The organism is uncultured Fibrobacter sp., from assembly GCF_947305105.1.
Taxonomy (GTDB): Bacteria; Fibrobacterota; Fibrobacteria; order Fibrobacterales; family Fibrobacteraceae; genus Fibrobacter.
This window is the reverse complement of the sequence record NZ_CAMZCS010000004.1, coordinates 1-16,856: the sequence shown is the minus strand read 5'-3', so window position 1 is coordinate 16,856 and position 16,856 is coordinate 1. Positions and strand designations below refer to the sequence as shown.

Annotated in this window: 8 protein-coding genes; 7 read left to right on the top strand and 1 reads right to left on the bottom strand. The window is 51.7% G+C overall.

What is annotated here, in order from left to right; translation table 11 throughout:
* Positions 1–65: 65 nt before the first annotated feature.
* From Q0Y46_RS02945 to Q0Y46_RS02920, 6 genes are all read left to right on the top strand, one after another.
* A complete protein-coding gene (locus tag Q0Y46_RS02945; RefSeq protein WP_297944696.1) occupies positions 66–11,966 on the top strand; it encodes a LamG-like jellyroll fold domain-containing protein in 11,901 nt (3,966 codons plus the stop codon).
* A gap of 9 nt (positions 11,967–11,975) precedes the next feature.
* Positions 11,976–12,752, top strand: coding sequence for an FISUMP domain-containing protein (locus tag Q0Y46_RS02940; protein ID WP_297944693.1), 777 nt, complete (start codon positions 11,976–11,978; stop codon positions 12,750–12,752).
* A 39-nt stretch (positions 12,753–12,791) separates the two neighbouring features.
* Positions 12,792–13,427, top strand: coding sequence for a hypothetical protein (locus Q0Y46_RS02935; protein WP_295685179.1), 636 nt, complete (start codon positions 12,792–12,794; stop codon positions 13,425–13,427).
* Between the two features lie 58 nt (positions 13,428–13,485).
* Positions 13,486–14,088 carry an FISUMP domain-containing protein gene (locus Q0Y46_RS02930; protein ID WP_295685182.1) on the top strand — a complete coding sequence of 201 codons (603 nt, stop codon included), beginning with the start codon at positions 13,486–13,488 and terminating at the stop codon, positions 14,086–14,088.
* 68 nt (positions 14,089–14,156) lie between these two features.
* Complete coding sequence (locus Q0Y46_RS02925; RefSeq protein ID WP_295685184.1) at positions 14,157–14,729, top strand: hypothetical protein; 573 nt, start codon at positions 14,157–14,159, stop codon at positions 14,727–14,729.
* 13 nt (positions 14,730–14,742) lie between these two features.
* Positions 14,743–15,537, top strand: coding sequence for an FISUMP domain-containing protein (locus Q0Y46_RS02920; protein ID WP_295682736.1), 795 nt, complete (start codon positions 14,743–14,745; stop codon positions 15,535–15,537).
* A gap of 105 nt (positions 15,538–15,642) precedes the next feature.
* Here the strand turns inward: Q0Y46_RS02920 and Q0Y46_RS02915 are convergent, their stop codons facing one another.
* On the bottom strand, positions 15,643–16,545 hold the full coding sequence (locus Q0Y46_RS02915) for a PD-(D/E)XK nuclease family transposase (RefSeq protein WP_295682734.1): 903 nt from the start codon (positions 16,543–16,545) through the stop codon (positions 15,643–15,645).
* On the opposite strand from Q0Y46_RS02915, the gene Q0Y46_RS02910 reads away from it, so the two are divergent.
* Positions 16,544–16,856 (top strand): hypothetical protein (locus Q0Y46_RS02910; protein ID WP_297944686.1); only part of this gene is annotated, 313 nt, incomplete at its 3' end. The two genes, Q0Y46_RS02915 and Q0Y46_RS02910, sit on opposite strands and share 2 nt — an antisense overlap.

Sequence of the window (16,856 nt, the reverse complement as noted above, 5' to 3'; positions counted from 1 at the left end):
CCACGCTTTTTTTTGCGAAAAAAAGGCTTTTTTCTTGGTGAATGGGTGTTGAAAAGGATGGGATAATGAAAAAAGGAATGGGATTCCTGTGCAAGGTCGTATGCTTTGCGGTGGTACTTTTGTGTGCGGGTAATATATCAGCTGCTCCAGTTGAACCTGCTTCGGGGACTATCTATATTCTTCTCGGCACATCGAGAGGTGGGCAGAATGTCACGGATTGGCGGGGTACGGGAATCAAAGGCTTTGTCCAAAATAACATTCTCGGTGCTGCTGGCGATACCTCGCTTGTCTACGAATATTATTATAACCTTTCATCGGGAACTCCGGCTGACTTTGCGAGGAATCGCCTTTTCCGTTCTTCAGGGACGTCAATTCTTGATTCTGCGCAACTTAAATGGTTTAAGAATTCGAAGAATTCCGTTGTTGTGTCACAACGAAACCATTACAAGAATTTGTCTGCGTTAAAGTCTGCTCGTCCAGACTCGGTGCCTTCCCGCTTTGTCGTGATTGCCGATGGTGCTGCGGGCCTTGCTGTACGTGAGTATATACAAAGCAGTGCGTATAAGGGTGAGATTGCCAACGTACTTTTCTTCAATACCCCTCATGAGGGTACAGGCCTGGCGGACCAGGTCGTGCTTAGCGGGACGAACGGTTTGGATCGTGATTCTGATAACTCGAAGTATGTTGCACTTGTCCCGCTTGCGCTCGCAGCGTACATTGTGGGCGGTGTTGACGGTTTGCAGGACCTGATGATTTCTTTGCTGAAGGATGCTGTGATGGCGATGGCGTATAGTGTTGCCGATGTCGGCGATGTGCTTAGTGGCGACAGTCTGTTAGAGGGTTACGCTGCTGGTAATGCGTCCACATGGTACTTGACACAGGACGCCTCCGAACGCGACGATAAGTATAAAGATGCCTTGTCAAGCAATACCGTGGGTGCCGATTCGCTTTTGGGTAGCGTCCAGTTGTTGAATTCGTACTCAATGAACTCCGGGTTTAACCATCCCATGTACAATGTTGTCTATTCTTACGGTTTGCCCAGCGTGGGTAACGGCCGCCGCACCCTCCCGGATTTCGTGGAACAGGCGAAGTCACATGTGTCGACAAAGAAATTGGCGCGAGTGCTTGCTGATTCGCTCGGTAATACGCTCGGAGTCGATTTGTCGTCGGCATCCGATGCGGTTCGGGCTCGCCTGGATTCAATGGCGCGAGACATTCTTTCGGGTACGACAGCCTCAACGCTTTCACAGAAGTATGGCGAATATTCGGGAAAAATCGGCACGGCGCTCAAGGTTGCGGAAGGGGTCAACGAAATTCGTAACATGAAACTGAACAAGGACGATATTCCCGGCAGTCTGTACAAGTTGCTCCGTGTGGTGGACAAGTTTATCCCGGATTCGTACAAGTCGGAACTCTATCTCTTGTTCATGAAGTATTTCTCGCCGGAGGTGCGCGATGCTCTTACTAGTACGAGTGATAAAGTTCATGAGGGACTCAATTTTGCGGCCAACAGCCTCGCAAACTACTCGCTGAACTTCTTTGACGAGGGGACGTTCGATGTGCCGTATTACAGCGCGATAGGCGAGAGCGTGAAAGCCTTCCGTGAGGCGGGAGCGGAACGCCGTGGTTACGATTTTGGCGACATCTTGGATAAGCGCTCCAGCTATGCTGCTGCATTCTCGAGCTATCAATCCAAGCTCAAGGATCTTGACGAATATCGCGATATCCTCGCCGATATCGGCGAGCTGGAAGCCGACCGTCAGGTGGTTGACCTGGCGTTAAATGTGGGTTGCGAGGTGGTGAATAGAATCAATCCTGCTTATGGCAAGGCGTGCAGTGCGGCCGAGTTCGCGACGAACGTGGCTCTCGTGGGGGCAATTTCGTCGAAGACGGCGAAACTAGCCCGCAAGTCCGGGGCCCTCGCGCATACGCGTTCCCTCGCGTTGATGGCTTCCGTGACGGAAAAGGAGAACTTCTCCGCCCGCGATTATCATGACACAACCTTCTCGGTTTCTGTTGCCAATTTGGAACAGATGCTCTCGGCGTCCCCGCATGTCCACATTGCGTCGGAACGCACAGTACAGGGCAACGACACCTTGATAGTGCCGCAACTCGTCGACGACAGCGGAAACGGAATGACAAAGATAAACCTCCGCAATTTTGAACCCGCTGGCAATACGGCCTCCAGCATCCCGCCGATGGAGGTGAAGGACGTTAGCTACGACGCTGCCGGCAACCGTATTGTCCGTTACGGCGAACTCAAGAGCTTTCATGCGACATCCTACCTTTCGGAAATCGTGTTCCAGATAGACGACTTGCATCCGGACAGCATCCGCTCCTTCAGTGTTGACTTCAACAATCGTGGCCAGATCATTTTCGATAGGGGTGACGGTGCGTGGAAAGTTTATTTTGAGATTGCTTACAGCCGCATGGAACCTCTGGATGTGCTGTCTGCGAGCCCTGTTTCTCCTGACGGTCGGTTTATATTGAACATTAAATCTGTTCTGGACCTTTACGAACAAAAAACAGGTAATACCATTCCACCTTCGGCGATTCTCGGCGACGGGACGAACGTGCTCTATGTGTCCGTGGTGAACAAGTTGGGCAAATCTTGCAGCGCCCGATTCTCGTACCTGTTCCAGGCGACGAAATTGAAGGGGGATCCCGGTTGGCCGCTCAAGTATACGGAAGTTTCCCGTTTCGGCAATGCCTATGCGACTCTTTATAATGTTGCCTACGACTACATAACTGTAGATTCAGCAGGGCTCAGGGTGACGCAACTTTCTACCGGCAAGAAGGATTCCGTCGCGGCCAAGGTTAGCGTGGATCACGCGTCTTCGGACGGCTCGGGCTGGCGCGCGGATGTCAATACGGACTCCATTTGGAACAACATAGATACGCTATCGTCCGGTGACTATCTCTTTGAATGGGACTTTGCGATAAAGGTGACGACCCAGAGCGGTACTAGCGTTTCGCATCATGTTGTCCCTTCCCGTGCACGGCTGGATGCCACGCGGCCGGGGCTCAAGTTGCAAGTCCCCGACCATGTGGTGGGCGGAACCCTTGCGGATGCGAACTGGGCGAACGTGCGCGATACGCTCCGCGACGGTGCCTTGCGCGCTATCCGCGCCTTTGCCGTCAATCTTTCCTTGGGTACCGTAGATACTCTGTTCTACAAGGCTCACGTGAATGCGGAATTCCAGGATATCCGTTGGAAACAGGCGCACGTACCCATGGCCGAGGGGCGTTACGCTGTCGTTGTGCAGGCGTACGATTACGGTGATCCCGATGCGGCCACGATGGACTCGCTACAGCATGTCGGCCTGGATTCCGGGCGTACCTCCTGGTCGAAGGTGATAGATGCGTCTACGGGCAAGTTTATCCAGGGCATCAACGGCGTGACGCTCAAAGATACGATTTGGGTGGACCGTACGCCTCCCGCCATCGTGGCTGGCTCGACAAGTGTCCGTTCCGTTCCTGATTCTTCGCGCATAGGCTGTCTTGATTCGTCGAAGGTCACTTCTATCGGTTATCCAGTGTACAATTCGTGTAACAGGCTCGCGCTCTCGTTCAATGTCCGCGACGTGCTCCCCAATCGCTCTGATGCTCAGGTACGTGTGAAACTGCTGTTTAAGGATTCCGTCACCGAGCACGAACGCTTGTTTGACGACGTGCTCGAATGGAATGGCAATACGGGTCATTACAACTTTATTGAGCCCGCTACGGGCCGCATCCGTGACGGCGTGTATTCGCTGACGGCCGAAATCCGTGACATGGCTGGAAACGTTACCAAGGAAAAACTTGCGGACAAGGTCGTATTCGACAGGAGGGCGCCCTCGGTGAACCTCCGTGCGGGCGCGTTTTTCCCGACGGATTCGTCCGTTACCGATGCCGTGGCGGATATTTCGCAGGCGGCTGACGATTTGCGCAACGTGTCGGCTGTTTCCTGCTACAGGATGCTCGAGACCCCGGATTCCACGTTTGCCTGGACGTTTGTCCGCAAGGATTCTGCCTCGGCGACGGCAGACTTGTACGGCTTTGCTATTCCTGTCACCGACTGGGCGCGCGGCAGGGCCGATGGACAGTGGTACCTGCATGCGCACTGTTACGATGCCGCGGGCAACCCGGGTTACGGCATGGACTACTTCGGTGTGGGGGCTCGTTACCCGCGCATCACCTACCCAGGTGACACCGTGAACTCGTTCTACTATGGCACGGTTTTGATTAAGGGTGAGACGCCGAATCCGTCGGTACAGGAACATTCCGATTTGGGAGTGTCTTTCGATGTGGAATGGAAGCTTGACACCGCCACGACGTGGCGTACCGACGGGATTGAACGCATTACGGTCGGTGCGGGTTCGCAGGTGAGGGATCTAGCGCTTTGGCACATCCCCGATTCGGTTTCTGGTATGTGTATGTTGCGTCTCTCGGTGCGTGCCTGCGACACCTGTGCTCCGGTAACGGACGAGAAAGAAGTGCCCGTGTACGGGTGGTACAATCCGCTGCTCGATACTGCTGCCGTGAAGGTTCTTGTCAAGGCTCCCTTGGGCCAGTCCGTCGGTGTTTGGGACACGATTGGTGTCACGCTCGACAAGCCGGGCGATACGGCGCTCTGGAAACTGGATGCCCGCCTTTATGTGCGCTCGCAGTCGGATACCTCCCTTGTCGAGGCGATGACCTATTCTGTGCCGCGCATGAGCGTGCCGCCGTTCTCCGGGGAACCCTCCGCGCTTTTGAACGGGTTGCACGTATGGCAGAAGGGTGACGCGTGGACGCTGCGCTGGTCCGGCACGGCGAAGGGCGCCGTTGCCGATACGGCGGTGCTTGACTCCTTGCGTCGCGATTCCACGTACACGGTCCCTGCGAATGTGAAACGTATGGTTCCGAGGCTTGTGCTCAAGTATCGCGAGGGTACGTCCGTTGTAGGAGGCGTTCCGCCCCGCGCGCGTCGCGACACTGTTTCTGCGCCTGCCGTGTCGCTTGATTCCTTGGGCTTGGTGATTCCCGCTTACGATAGCGTTTTGGAATGGAATCTGGACAGCCTTGATGGAGACACGCTCCGCATCACGTTCAATTCCGATTCCGCGTTTATCGTGGACCTCTCCACTGTCCAAGGTGCTGATAGTGTAGTCTATTGCGGAGCCGCGTCAAGGTTCGCCTATGATGCTGTCGCGGGGGCGTCCGGTGTCGGGACCCTTTATGTGCATCCGGATGAGTATGGTGTTCGTCTGCCTTGGAGGGGTGTCGCCCGTACGGGGCAGGTTCCCGGCAGCGATACGGTGTTTGCGAAGTTTATCGTGTATGCGCTCTCAGACCCGTCGCGCGTTGTCACCATAGACACGTCGTGGCTCTTGGTACGCGCTTCTGTGGCTATGGTCGCTGTAGACACGCTTGCTCCCGCCCCGGCGGATATCTATTCCCCGAACACCTCAGGGCAGAAGAGTGTGTTCCGCTACGGGATTGCGGGCCTTGGCAGCCACGTGCGTACCGAAGTACTTTATGCCAATGACAGCGTCGCGAAGACGTTGGATGCAAATCTGTTCGTGAAGGCGGGACTCTCTGATGCGACTTCCATGGCGTCGTGGGACGGGAAACTGGCTGACGGCAATATGGCTCCCCTCGGCGTGTATCGGTTCCGCGTCTGCATTCTGGATTCTGCCGGGAATACGCTGTCGAGTATGGAATCTAAACCGTTCCATATACTGGACGGGAGCGGCGTAATTGCCGTTGGCACGGGCGGTGTAGGCGGTACGGCTGCCGAGTTGCTGATTGACGAAGTGTTTGAGGATTTGGGCGAGGCCCGTTTTGTAGGGAGTATCGACTACCTGATGAAAGTGCGCGAGCAGGGCGAGTTCTTGCCGGAACAATACCGTACGTTCAATTACCGCTGGAAGGTGCCGACGGGCGCCATGCAGGCCCCGGCGCTCTGGCGCAAGACCCGCTTTAGCCTCGGCATCCAACGCCAGAGGGACAAGTTCCCGGTGACGATTGCTGTGCTGCTTGCGACGGAGGGGTATGACTTGGATGGAGACTACATTGATTGCGATCCCGAAACGTCCCAATATCCGTACAAGATTGCTGTGTTGAGACGAACTCTTGACAGAAACAACCCGACTACGGAAAACGTCTACCTGAATTCCATTTTCGACGTTGTCGCCTTTGATACAATCCATTCGAGTACGCAGACAAATCGACACTATCTCAAGCCAATTATCATGGGTGTCAAGGTATTGCCGGAAGGGGTGTTTGGGGATATACGCGAATTACTCAAGAAAGCCTCGGATGCTTATAGTGCAACCATGGCAAACTTAAAATGGAAGAAATACAAGGATTTATATGAGACCACGTACACGAATTTTGACGACTCTACATTTGCTGTTGTGGGTAATGCGGCGTATGACAAGGGCGGACTAGATTCAATAGGGGCTTATGGTAATGGGCCCGTTGTTTGGTGGTATCATCCCAAGAAGTCATTGAACATCAATGACGTGTGGAAGGATTGGTGCGATAGCGTTGCTTGTTCGGTTGAACAATTGAAGAATTTTTATCCCGATTCAACGAATCTTGGCCTATGGTTTCGCAATTTTAACGACAAATCTATCCTTTGGGAAACTGGCAAGTACGTATTCCTTGATTCGGATGCGATGTTTAATATGTACGGCACTGATGTCCGCAACGGAACGGCTGATCAGCGTGCTTGTAACTGGGACACGTCTGCTACTGCATTGGTTGCGTCGTCTATTTGTGGCCCTTCTAGTCCCAAGGTTGCCTTTGACCCTGATACGCTAGCCTTGACAAAACCTCATGCTAGAATGCTCAACATTACTGTCGGTCATGGGTATGGTTCGCATTTCACTGATCGTTCCCTGAATGCACCGAGTGGCTGTGGCGAGCATGACAAGTCGGGCAAAGAACTCATGGTAAAACTCACCTTCAACGTGGATTCCACCTACTGGGAACCGCCCTGGGGCTACACAAACCTCGCCAACACCTTCGTACGCTTTGATCCGACGAACTCTACTTTGTACGGGAACAAGGGCTACTTCTTTGCGAATGCCAGAAACAATGCTGCTGGTTCGTTAGGGAGTGAATTTGCGAATTTCTTTGGTCCTTCAGGGTGGACATTCTCGTATTCCGAAGATGATGCTATGATTACGGCGTTCGAAGCGCAGCGCTTCACGATGGTCGGTTCTATTGCGAATCCGCTCTGGTTCCCCGATGAAAAAGACGACTCGGTCAAGATAACGTACCCGTCGACATTCCGCTGGCACTATTTTGGAAGCAGCGCCGGGACGCCATTCGGAGCCGTGGCGGAAGGTGTTCGCAGCGATGGCTCGCGATTCCGTGCGCAATTGACGAGCAATATGCCGCATAGCCAGCAACAGTCTATAGGTGGGGGAATTCCGATAGACCCGTTGGACATTTGCTTCACGATTGCTCCTGTACTTGCGCCCAATCAAGCGATGGTGCAGGATACGGCGATGTTTGCTGTGCCTTATCCATATCCGTACCCGGACATTCATGGTGCTGGTTTCTTGAAGATTCCTGATAGCCTTGCATCCGATTTTAAGTTTTACCAGTCGGAGCGTGCTCGCATCCACTTCGCCGTGGGTGATTGGAACGATGCTCACTGGGATTCGCTCTATGTCGTGGATGGACTGAATCTTATCCGCAATCCCTTTACGGATGCATCATTGCGTCCTGACACTGTTGTTTATCAGGATTCTTACGTGGTCGGTGGAAGCGTAGGAATACTCGACACCTTCTACAGCTATTCCATCGACACGTCGGATTATGTTCCTGGAGGTTGTCCTCGTTACGTCGGAAGCGCTCCAGGTTGCTGGATGGTGCCGCATGATTCCCTGCACATTCCAAGGATTGATCCGCTTGAGTACGGCGGATCTCATGGCAATCCCATAACGACTTTGGTTCTTCTCGAAACGGATAGTGCCGGCAATGTATCGCACAGCCCGGAGTGGCTTTTCGAACGAGATTCTTCTGGAAACCGCTGGAATGTTGGCGTGGAAGGTTTTGGCGTGACAGATACACTCGGCTACGTGTATTCGCGTGGTTCGGTGAAGTATTCCGGTACCGACCGGTCGCATGTTGTGCCGTTGGACAGCGTCTTGTCGCAGAACAAGGATGTCCGTAGGCACCATACGGAGGATATTCCGTGGTATAGGGACATGTCGTACTCCGTTGCGGGTATGTACCTGCGCGACACCTCGATTTCGGAAGACAGTCTTACTACGCATCCCTACCTGAGTGCCATTATTGATTCGTCTTCGAAATATTTCATTGTGGATTGGAATAAGCTTTCCCCCGATTCCCGTATGGCCGAAATCGCGACGTTCCGTGGCCGCGTCCCCGGTGATTCCGCTTACTGGCGGTTGCAATACGTGGACGGTGCTGGCATCCGCGAGGTGATTGAAGAGGGCGTTCAGGATAGTGTCGTAGATTCGCTTCCGCTCCCCGTGCTCGCTCGTTATGATTTGAGCCATTTGCAGGGAACGATCACGTTTGAACTCCTGTACGGCAATCCTAACGGGACATTGTTCCGCATTGATAAGGTTGTCCATGTAGGGAATCGTGTAAATCCGGGTGACAGCGCCTACGTACAGGCCATGTACGGCAATGCGGGCGTACAGTTTGGCGAGGGGGCGTGGGGCCCGGATCCGGTCGATGTGACCGTGCGTGCCGTCGCTCCAGATGAATACCTCTACGACGCCTTCGGGAATCTCGATATCGTGGGCCCGGTGGTGGAGGTTCTGCCGTCGCACAACTTTGGCGACTCTTTTGTCCAGTGGCCCGAGGTGCGAGTGAAACTCCTGCGTGAGGAAATTGGAAATCGGAATGTTTCCGAACTCAAGATTTACAAGCCCGATTCCTCGATTCGAAAGATTGTGCCGCTTGATGCACAGTGGGCCGAATGTTTCATAGAAAAGTCTTTCCCGGTGCTTGAGGATTCCTCTGTCTCTTGTGACACGGCCAATGCGTGGAGTTATGTCTATCTTAAGGCGAAAACGTCCTCGTTCTCGGATTTTATCGTACTCGACTCGGCCACGGCAGCGTCGTTTGAGCCTGTCATAACGCCCGTTCTCCCGGATACCTTGCTCTGTGCGGAGCCTGCGCTCGATACCGTTTGGGCGGGTACGTTCAACGGAAAACTGGAATTTGCAAGCCCGTGTGTAGGCCGTGGCAACTATTTGTTACAATTGCGTACCGACAATGCTGTCGCTGCCGAACATAGGGGCATGTTGGCAGGAACCACCATTGCGTGGGAAATGCGTAGCGATGACATTTGGCTCCCTGCGGATATCTACACGTCCCGTATCGATGTCTATGGTGTGGACGGTTCGTTGGAGTATTTGCGCGGCCCCATGGTTCGCATTGACTCGCTTCAGCCTATGCTTTATGATATGGATGTATCCCTTGCTGATGGCGATAGTGGTTCCCGTGTGGTGACTGTGTCTGCATCACTTGCGGATTCTGTGAGCGGGGTCGACCGGGTGGTGCTTGACGTACGCTTCGGTGGAAGGGTTGTGGAAAATCGCATTGTGTCGTTCGGTGGAGTGCCCGATACGGTACTTTATGAGCAGTTCGTGATTTCGCCTGCGTTGTTGTATGGTTGCATGGGGTGCCGAGTCAATGTTGACGTTCGCATTGAGGATATGGGGCACAATTATGTTGAGACCTCTTGGCGTTCAGGGCAAATTTACCCGTTCCCGTCGTCGCTCGTGCTGTGGTACCCAATGTCGGAGGGTGGCGGGAATATTGTTCGTGAGGTAATCGGTACTGGGTTGAATTTATCAACCAGTTTATTGTCTGACCCGTGGGCTTATGGAGGCAGGCTGTCGTTGCTAGATTCGGGAGACCGGTGTAGAGCTTCAGACGATCTTCATGTTGATTCCGTGACTCCGATGAGTGTTGAGTTTGATGCAATCGTTGGCGAAATCGATGGCCTCGTTTTTACGTGGGTGGAAGATGTGGATACGCTGAATCTCGGGGTGCGAAACGGGCGGCTTTATGCGAATGCGGGTTCGGGACCTGTCTCGTTTACTCCATTGCTCGGAACGGGAGCTTCTGCCCGCTACGTATTTGTGTTTGACAGTTCCGATGTTTCCTTGTATGTAGATGGAAACTTTGTTGAGCGAAAGGTTCTTCCCGGAGGTTTTGCGATGCGGGGTTCCGGCAAACCTGTGTTGGGTAGACTTGGTAACAATCAACTCGCTGCCTACTTCCGTATGTCGGATCTTCGCATTTATCGTTCTGCACTCACCGCGGAACAGGTGCACGACTTGTATGTCGGAGCCCCTCTGCCAGATGAACCGGACACCTCCGTGGTTGATACCACTCCGGTCTCGCTCGCGGTCCGTGCCGTGGAACTCGATTCAGCGCCCGGCCTCGTGGTGGACCAGTCGTGCGCGCTGCCCGGCAGGTCGTACCTGCGCCAGGGCTCGGGGACTTCCGGCAAGGCGGTCTGGAACGTGGACGCTCCGCGCGCCGGGAACTACGCCCTGTACGTGTTCGGTCGCGGTTATTCGTCCGCCAATTCTCGTGTGGAAGTTTCCGTGAACGGAGTAGATGTCGGCACGTATGGTCTGCGGCCCTCCGGCCTGTGGGAGAGTGTACGCATGGGCGACTCGCTCCTGTTCTCGCTCGACTCCGGCATGAACCGCGTCAGGCTGCGTCCGCGCGGCGGTGCCGAAATCGCGGGCATCGCGGCGATTTCTGGTCCCTCTCTCCCCGAGGCACACCTCGTGGATTACGGCCAGTCCGGTTGGGCCGCTCCCGAGCCGAGCGTCGAGGCCCTCATCCATTACGACAATGTTTATGACCTCACTTGGGCCCGCCCGAGAATAAAGCTGCGCAATCTCACTGGTCAGTACATATATGGAGTGCGTATCCGTTATTATTATTCGGGCGAAGGTCCTGCGGTGGCTGCGACGTCATGGTATCCGCAGGGTCCGATGTCAGTGGTACACGATGCCGGTGATGTCTACTATGCTGAATATGCGCTCGCCCAACCTATTCCTCCGCATGGTTACGCAAATGGCGGTGATGACATCCAGATTGGACTGTATCGTACCCCGGACTACAAACCATGGAATATCCATGACGACCCGAGTTACGAGCACGGCTCGACCCGCGGTTACGTGGAGGCGAAGGGACTCGTCGTGTTGGATTCGAGGGGCGTGATGCTCAATGGCTGGAGCTGCGTGGACGATGGCATGCCCGCGACGACACCCGCGTCGGGAATCCGCGCCCTTGCCGCCGAGGAGTCCAACGAGCCTTGGAAGAACAGCACCATAGCGGTCTATGTCGAAAACAACGGTTTCGACACTATTTCCGGCTTTGAGGCGCGGTACTACTACCGCGATGCCACGGGCACCATGGAACCGCCTGACTGGTACTACCTCGGACCGGATACTGCCTCTGCGATACCTTCGAAGGTGGCCGCAGGCGGTAACCTTTACTATGTTTCCCTAGTGTACAACAACGTAGTTCTCAAACCGGGCAAGCGTTCGGCTGCCGTGAAGTTCGGACTCCATGCCCGGGGCTGGTCCGAATCCGCGTACAGTGTATCCGACGATCCGTCACATCACGGGATCGGTACGGGCCAGAATCTGCTCGAGGCCGACTCGGTTGTGGTGCTTGACCGGAACGGGAATTTGCTCTGGGGTAAAGTGCCTCGGCCGAACTTCCAGAACAACGTTGTTGTAAGCGATTCCGGTGCAAGCCGCTTGACCCGCGTGGGTGACATGGTTTACGTCAACATCGACCAGACCGGGTATTATTACCTCGAGGTCGTGGACGCCTTCGGAACGCTGAAGAACCGCCTTTTCGAAGGGACATGGAATGTCGGCGAGCATATGGTGCAGATTCCCGCATCCGCGATGAAGGCCGGCCGTTACATCGTGCTGAGGCGCGGGAACACCATACTTAATTGGCAGTTGCTGAAATAGGAGCATGTTATGAATAAGCGTTTGTTTTTATTCTGCCTTTTTTTGACATCTTTGATGATTGCTTGTTCCGACGATGAGCCTGAATGGAATGCGGAAGAAGTGTGCCCGGAGGCGGGAATAAACATTTATGGAATGCCTAACCGAGGTACGTTCACTGACGAAAGAGACGGACAGGTGTACAGATATACGACCATTGAAAATCAGGTATGGATGGCGGAAAATCTAAGGTATGATGCGCCATATAGTATGTGTTGTAATGATATAGAATACTTGAAAAAATATTGTGAACTGATTGAACATAGCTGTGAAACAACTGAATGCTGTAAAAAGAGTATGTGCAATAATTTTGGACGATACTATTCGCTAATGCAAAATGGTGATAGATTTGGGAATATTAACTTGTCAATTATAGATACGATTTGTCCTAAAGGATGGCATGTACCAACAAGAGAAGAGTGGAACGAGTTGAAAGCGTCTATGGTTGTTCAGGGAGAATCAGATTTTGATGCTGCTATACGGATGAAAAGTAAGGATTCAAATCTTTTTGCAATATCAAAGGAGTATCTAAATGAATATGATAGAATGTATGTTGGTTCAGATGCTTGTGCCTTGATGTTGGAACCTTCCGGATATATGGAAAGTGATGGTCATTTTTTTAAAACAGGGGCCCATTTTGTTTTATTGAATAATTCTAATGCGTATGGTGTAGAGACTGTTCATATTGCCAGTAGCATTGATTTTTTTTCACATGGATTTAGAGATGCTGTCCGCTGCGTCATGGATTAATTATGAAGTTGTTCCTTCTTTCATTAAATAGAGGTTGATATGAAAAAACTTGTCATTGCTCTTTGCCTTCTTGTGACTTCCTCTTTCGCACTTTCTCTTGATCAGGTCCGTGCGGAGCTCAAGAAGTCTGCTTTTGCCCGTGATTCCGTGGAAATGAGCATCAGGACTACTGTCAACACTCCTGCGGGCAAGCAGGTGGTCTCCATCTACATGGTGCAAAAGGGATCTTCCAAGACCTATACCGAGATGAAGTCCCCCCTCCTGAACCAGCGTAGCATCGTGAACGGTTCTCGTATGAAGGTGATTGATTTGAATACGAAAAAATCGCAGATACTGCCGTATAACGGCGAAGCTCTTGAGACGCAATCCTATACGAAATTCAATCCTCTTGATTCCGGCGACTGGCAGGAACCCGTTCATGTTTCGGGCAACCTGTATTCAATTGTTGGTGATAAAGGAACGTTGTATTACGATTCTGCTAAAAAACGCATAGAAAAAATCGAGAGCAATGATGCCGAAAAGAATACGCTGACCACATTTACCTACGATGCCTCGGATAACCTCAAGAAAATGGAGGTCTCGGTAATTGTGTCCGGCATCGAAACTAAAGTGACGACGGAAATCCTTGCCCTGCGCAGTTCTGCAAAGTTTCCGGACAAGTTGTTTGAATTTTAAATCCATGGGTGTTGCATGAAAAAAAAGGTTACTCCTATTCGCTTTGCTTTCCACGAGTTTGTTAACGGCTTGTATATTTGATGACGAAGATGAAGAATGGGAAGCCTCCAAGGTGTGCCCCGAGAGCAAGCGGGGTACATTTACCGATGACCGCGATGGACAAGTGTATAAATATACCACTATAGGCGACCAAGTGTGGATGGCGCAAAATTTAAATTATGACGTTGAACATGATGCGTGCTACTATGAGGATGATGATTGCCAAGTTATGGGAAGGGTATATTCTTCAGATTATCTCGTTGAATGCCCTGCGGGTTGGCATGTTGCAAGTTGGGGCGAATGGAAAAAATTGTTCAATAGCATGGATGGAATGTCCTCTGCTGGAAACAAATTAAAAAGTACAAATGGGTGGTCTGAGTTGAATCCTGAAGATGAGCCGAATGGGACGGACGATTGTGGTTTTTCTGTTGTTTCGGCTATTAATGGTAGAGATAACAGAGGCTTTAGATCGGTTTATTTGACATCGACAAACGATGAATGGTTGAATTCAACTTGTTGTGCGCCTATTTTTGTCACATTCCAATCATATCAACCAATTCTTACAGCGGATAATAGAGTCTTTGGCAATGTCAATGGTTACATCCGCTGCGTAAAGGACTAGATTTTTAGAAAGAGAGGGAGGGGCGTTGAACTTGGGTGTTCGCTGGATTGTTAAGTTCTTCATCTAATATGGAACCGCCTGACTGGTACTACCTCGGGCCGGATACTGCCTCTGCGATAGCTTCGAAAGTGGCCGCTGGCGGTAACCTTTACTATGTTTCCCTAGTGTACAACAACGTAGTTCTCAAGCCTGGTAAGCGTACTGCTGCCGTGAAGTTCGGACTCCATGCCCGGGGCTGGTCTGAATCCGCATACAGCGCGAGCGACGACCCGTCGCATCACGGGATCGGTACGGGCCAGAATCTGCTCGAGGCCGACTCGGTTGTGGTGCTTGACCGGAACGGGAATTTGCTCTGGGGTAAAGTGCCTCGGCCGAACTTCCAGAACAACGTTGTTGTAAGCGATTCCGGTGCAAGCCGCGTGACCCGCGTGGGTGACATGGTTTACGTCAACATCGACCAGACGGGGTATTACTACCTCGAAGTCGTGGACGCCTTCGGAACGGTGAAGAACCGCCTTTTTGAAGGAACATGGAACGTCGGCGAGCATATGGTGCAGATTCCCGCATCCGCGATGAAGGCCGGCCGTTACATTGTGCTGAGACGAGGGAATACTATACTCAACTGGCAGCTGTTGAAATAAGGGCTGAGATTATATGAATGGACTTGTCAAGATTGTTCTTCTTTTTACCATTTCTGTCATTCTGTCTTCGTGCATTTTCGATGATGACGAAGAAGAGGAAAAGTGGAATGCGGAGGCCGTGTGCCCAGCCGAAGGAATGAATGCCTATGGTATGCCCAATCGTGGTACTTTCACTGATGAACGCGATGGACAAGTTTATAGGTACACTACTATCGGGAATCAGGTATGGATGGCTGAAAACTTGAGGTATGATGCACCGTACAGTATGTGCAGCAGTGACACAAGTTTTATTAGGCAATACTGTGAGCTAATTGAACATGAATGTGAAACAGAAACTTGTTGTAAGGAAAGTTTGTGCCGTACTTTTGGCAGGTATTATTCCATAATAGAGAATGGTGAGGAATTTGGTCTTATTGATAATGCTTTAGCTGATACAATATGCCCGAATGGGTGGCATATACCTACAAAAGAAGAATGGGAAATTCTTGAGAACGCAATGAAGGTGTCTGGAGAAACTAGTGCTAATGTTGCTAATCGGATGAAAAGTGCAGATTCAAATTATTTTGCTGTTTCTAAACTGTATATAAATGAAAGTAAAAAAAGAACATATGAAGGTACGGATAATTGTTCGTTTGGTATACTTCCTTCTGGTTTTATGTTTGTGAGCGGAAGAACTTTGAAATATGAAGCCTCTCTTTTGAGCTCGTCGCAAGAGATGGCAAAATCTTTGGTGACTTTTGTTGTTGGAAACGAAACGGGCTTTTGGTATCAAAATTATCGGGATGCAATCCGTTGCGTAATGGATTAATTGCAAATTAATACTGATTTTTTTTACAAATAAAGAAAGATTTTAGCATCCAAAGAACGAACAGAAAAAAGCCCTGTCTTTGGGACAGGGCGGTGAATATATAAATTACAGATTGCGAATTTTCTTTTCCGAAAGTCCGGTTGCTTTAACAATAAAGGATATGTCGGCACCCATATCGCGCATTTTCTTCGCGATTTCCAGCTTTGTTGTATACTCAGCCACGGCTCGGTCAAAGTCGCTCATGTCTACTGTCATAAGATACCTCGAACTGAAATTACATAATTTTACTTCGTTTTGCAATACCCTGAAGATGGGGTCGTTTGCAAATTCGCTGAAATCGGCATCACGGTTCAGTATATCGATGGCCCGGAGCCACTGGGCCAGACGGCAGTTGTCGCCAACAAAACGTGCGGCATCCTTGAAGAACTTTTCCACCTCAATCAGCGTGACTGTCTGCTTGTCAAAATACACCTGCATTTCCTGGTTGCGCAACTGCACCGTGTGCCGATAGTTAGTCGACTTGGGAAACGCGTCGAAAAACTGGAAGCTGACCACGTTCAGGTTTTCAAGTTCGGGATCGTTCCCTTTCCTCGCCATGTTGCTTGTAAGGCGTGCCACGTAGAGGACCAGACGGTCTTTGAACAAGGAATTGTTATCCTCGTGCTGGACCTCGATAGATATCCGGTCTCGAGGTACATCGCCATCGCGGTCATTCGTCAAGAGGATGTCCGGTTCCACGCTGCGGTAGCCCAATTCCCCTGGAATGAACGGGTTGACGAGCTTCGGGTTCTCGATGCGGTCGGAGCCGATGAGGCCCAGGGCCGCATTCACCAGGTCCGTTGTGAGCATGATGTTTTTCTCGCTCGCGAGAATCTTCTTGATGCAGCCGTCGTTGTAGAAGTACACGTTCTTGTACTCGTGCCCCTTGACGAAGGCGTCTATATCACCTCCGTTGTCGTTTATTTTCCTGAGTTCCTTGAGAAATTCGGCAAATTCTTCTCGAATCATGTGTTATCCCCTTGCCGGAACGCGCCGGTTCGCGGACAGGCTCTTGCCCGTCTGTTTCTATAGACGTTTTTACGGCAATTTTTGTCCGAGGAAATGTGGAAAAAAGACGCTCGCCCTGTTTGCTCCGCCGATAGACCCGGCCATGCTCGTGAAGGCCAGAGCGAACGGTGTTTCCATCAGCGACGCCCTTGCCGACGCCTCGTCTGCGTTGCCGTACTACCGCTTCAAGGTGATGGTCGCCAAGGCGATAGAGATTGTGCGCGACGTGCAGCGCGTTGGGCAGGAACTGATGGACGCCATCGAGAAATTCG

Excerpts from the sequence above, each read along its gene's own strand:
- Q0Y46_RS02945 (WP_297944696.1), top strand. The coding sequence starts at position 66 with ATGAAAAAAGGAATGGGATTCCTGTGCAAGGTCGTATGCTTTGCGGTG.
- Q0Y46_RS02940 (WP_297944693.1), top strand. The coding sequence starts at position 11,976 with ATGAATAAGCGTTTGTTTTTATTCTGCCTTTTTTTGACATCTTTGATG.
- Q0Y46_RS02935 (WP_295685179.1), top strand. The coding sequence starts at position 12,792 with ATGAAAAAACTTGTCATTGCTCTTTGCCTTCTTGTGACTTCCTCTTTC.
- Q0Y46_RS02925 (WP_295685184.1), top strand. The coding sequence starts at position 14,157 with ATGGAACCGCCTGACTGGTACTACCTCGGGCCGGATACTGCCTCTGCG.
- Q0Y46_RS02920 (WP_295682736.1), top strand. The coding sequence starts at position 14,743 with ATGAATGGACTTGTCAAGATTGTTCTTCTTTTTACCATTTCTGTCATT.
- Q0Y46_RS02915 (WP_295682734.1), bottom strand. The coding sequence starts at position 16,545 with ATGATTCGAGAAGAATTTGCCGAATTTCTCAAGGAACTCAGGAAAATA.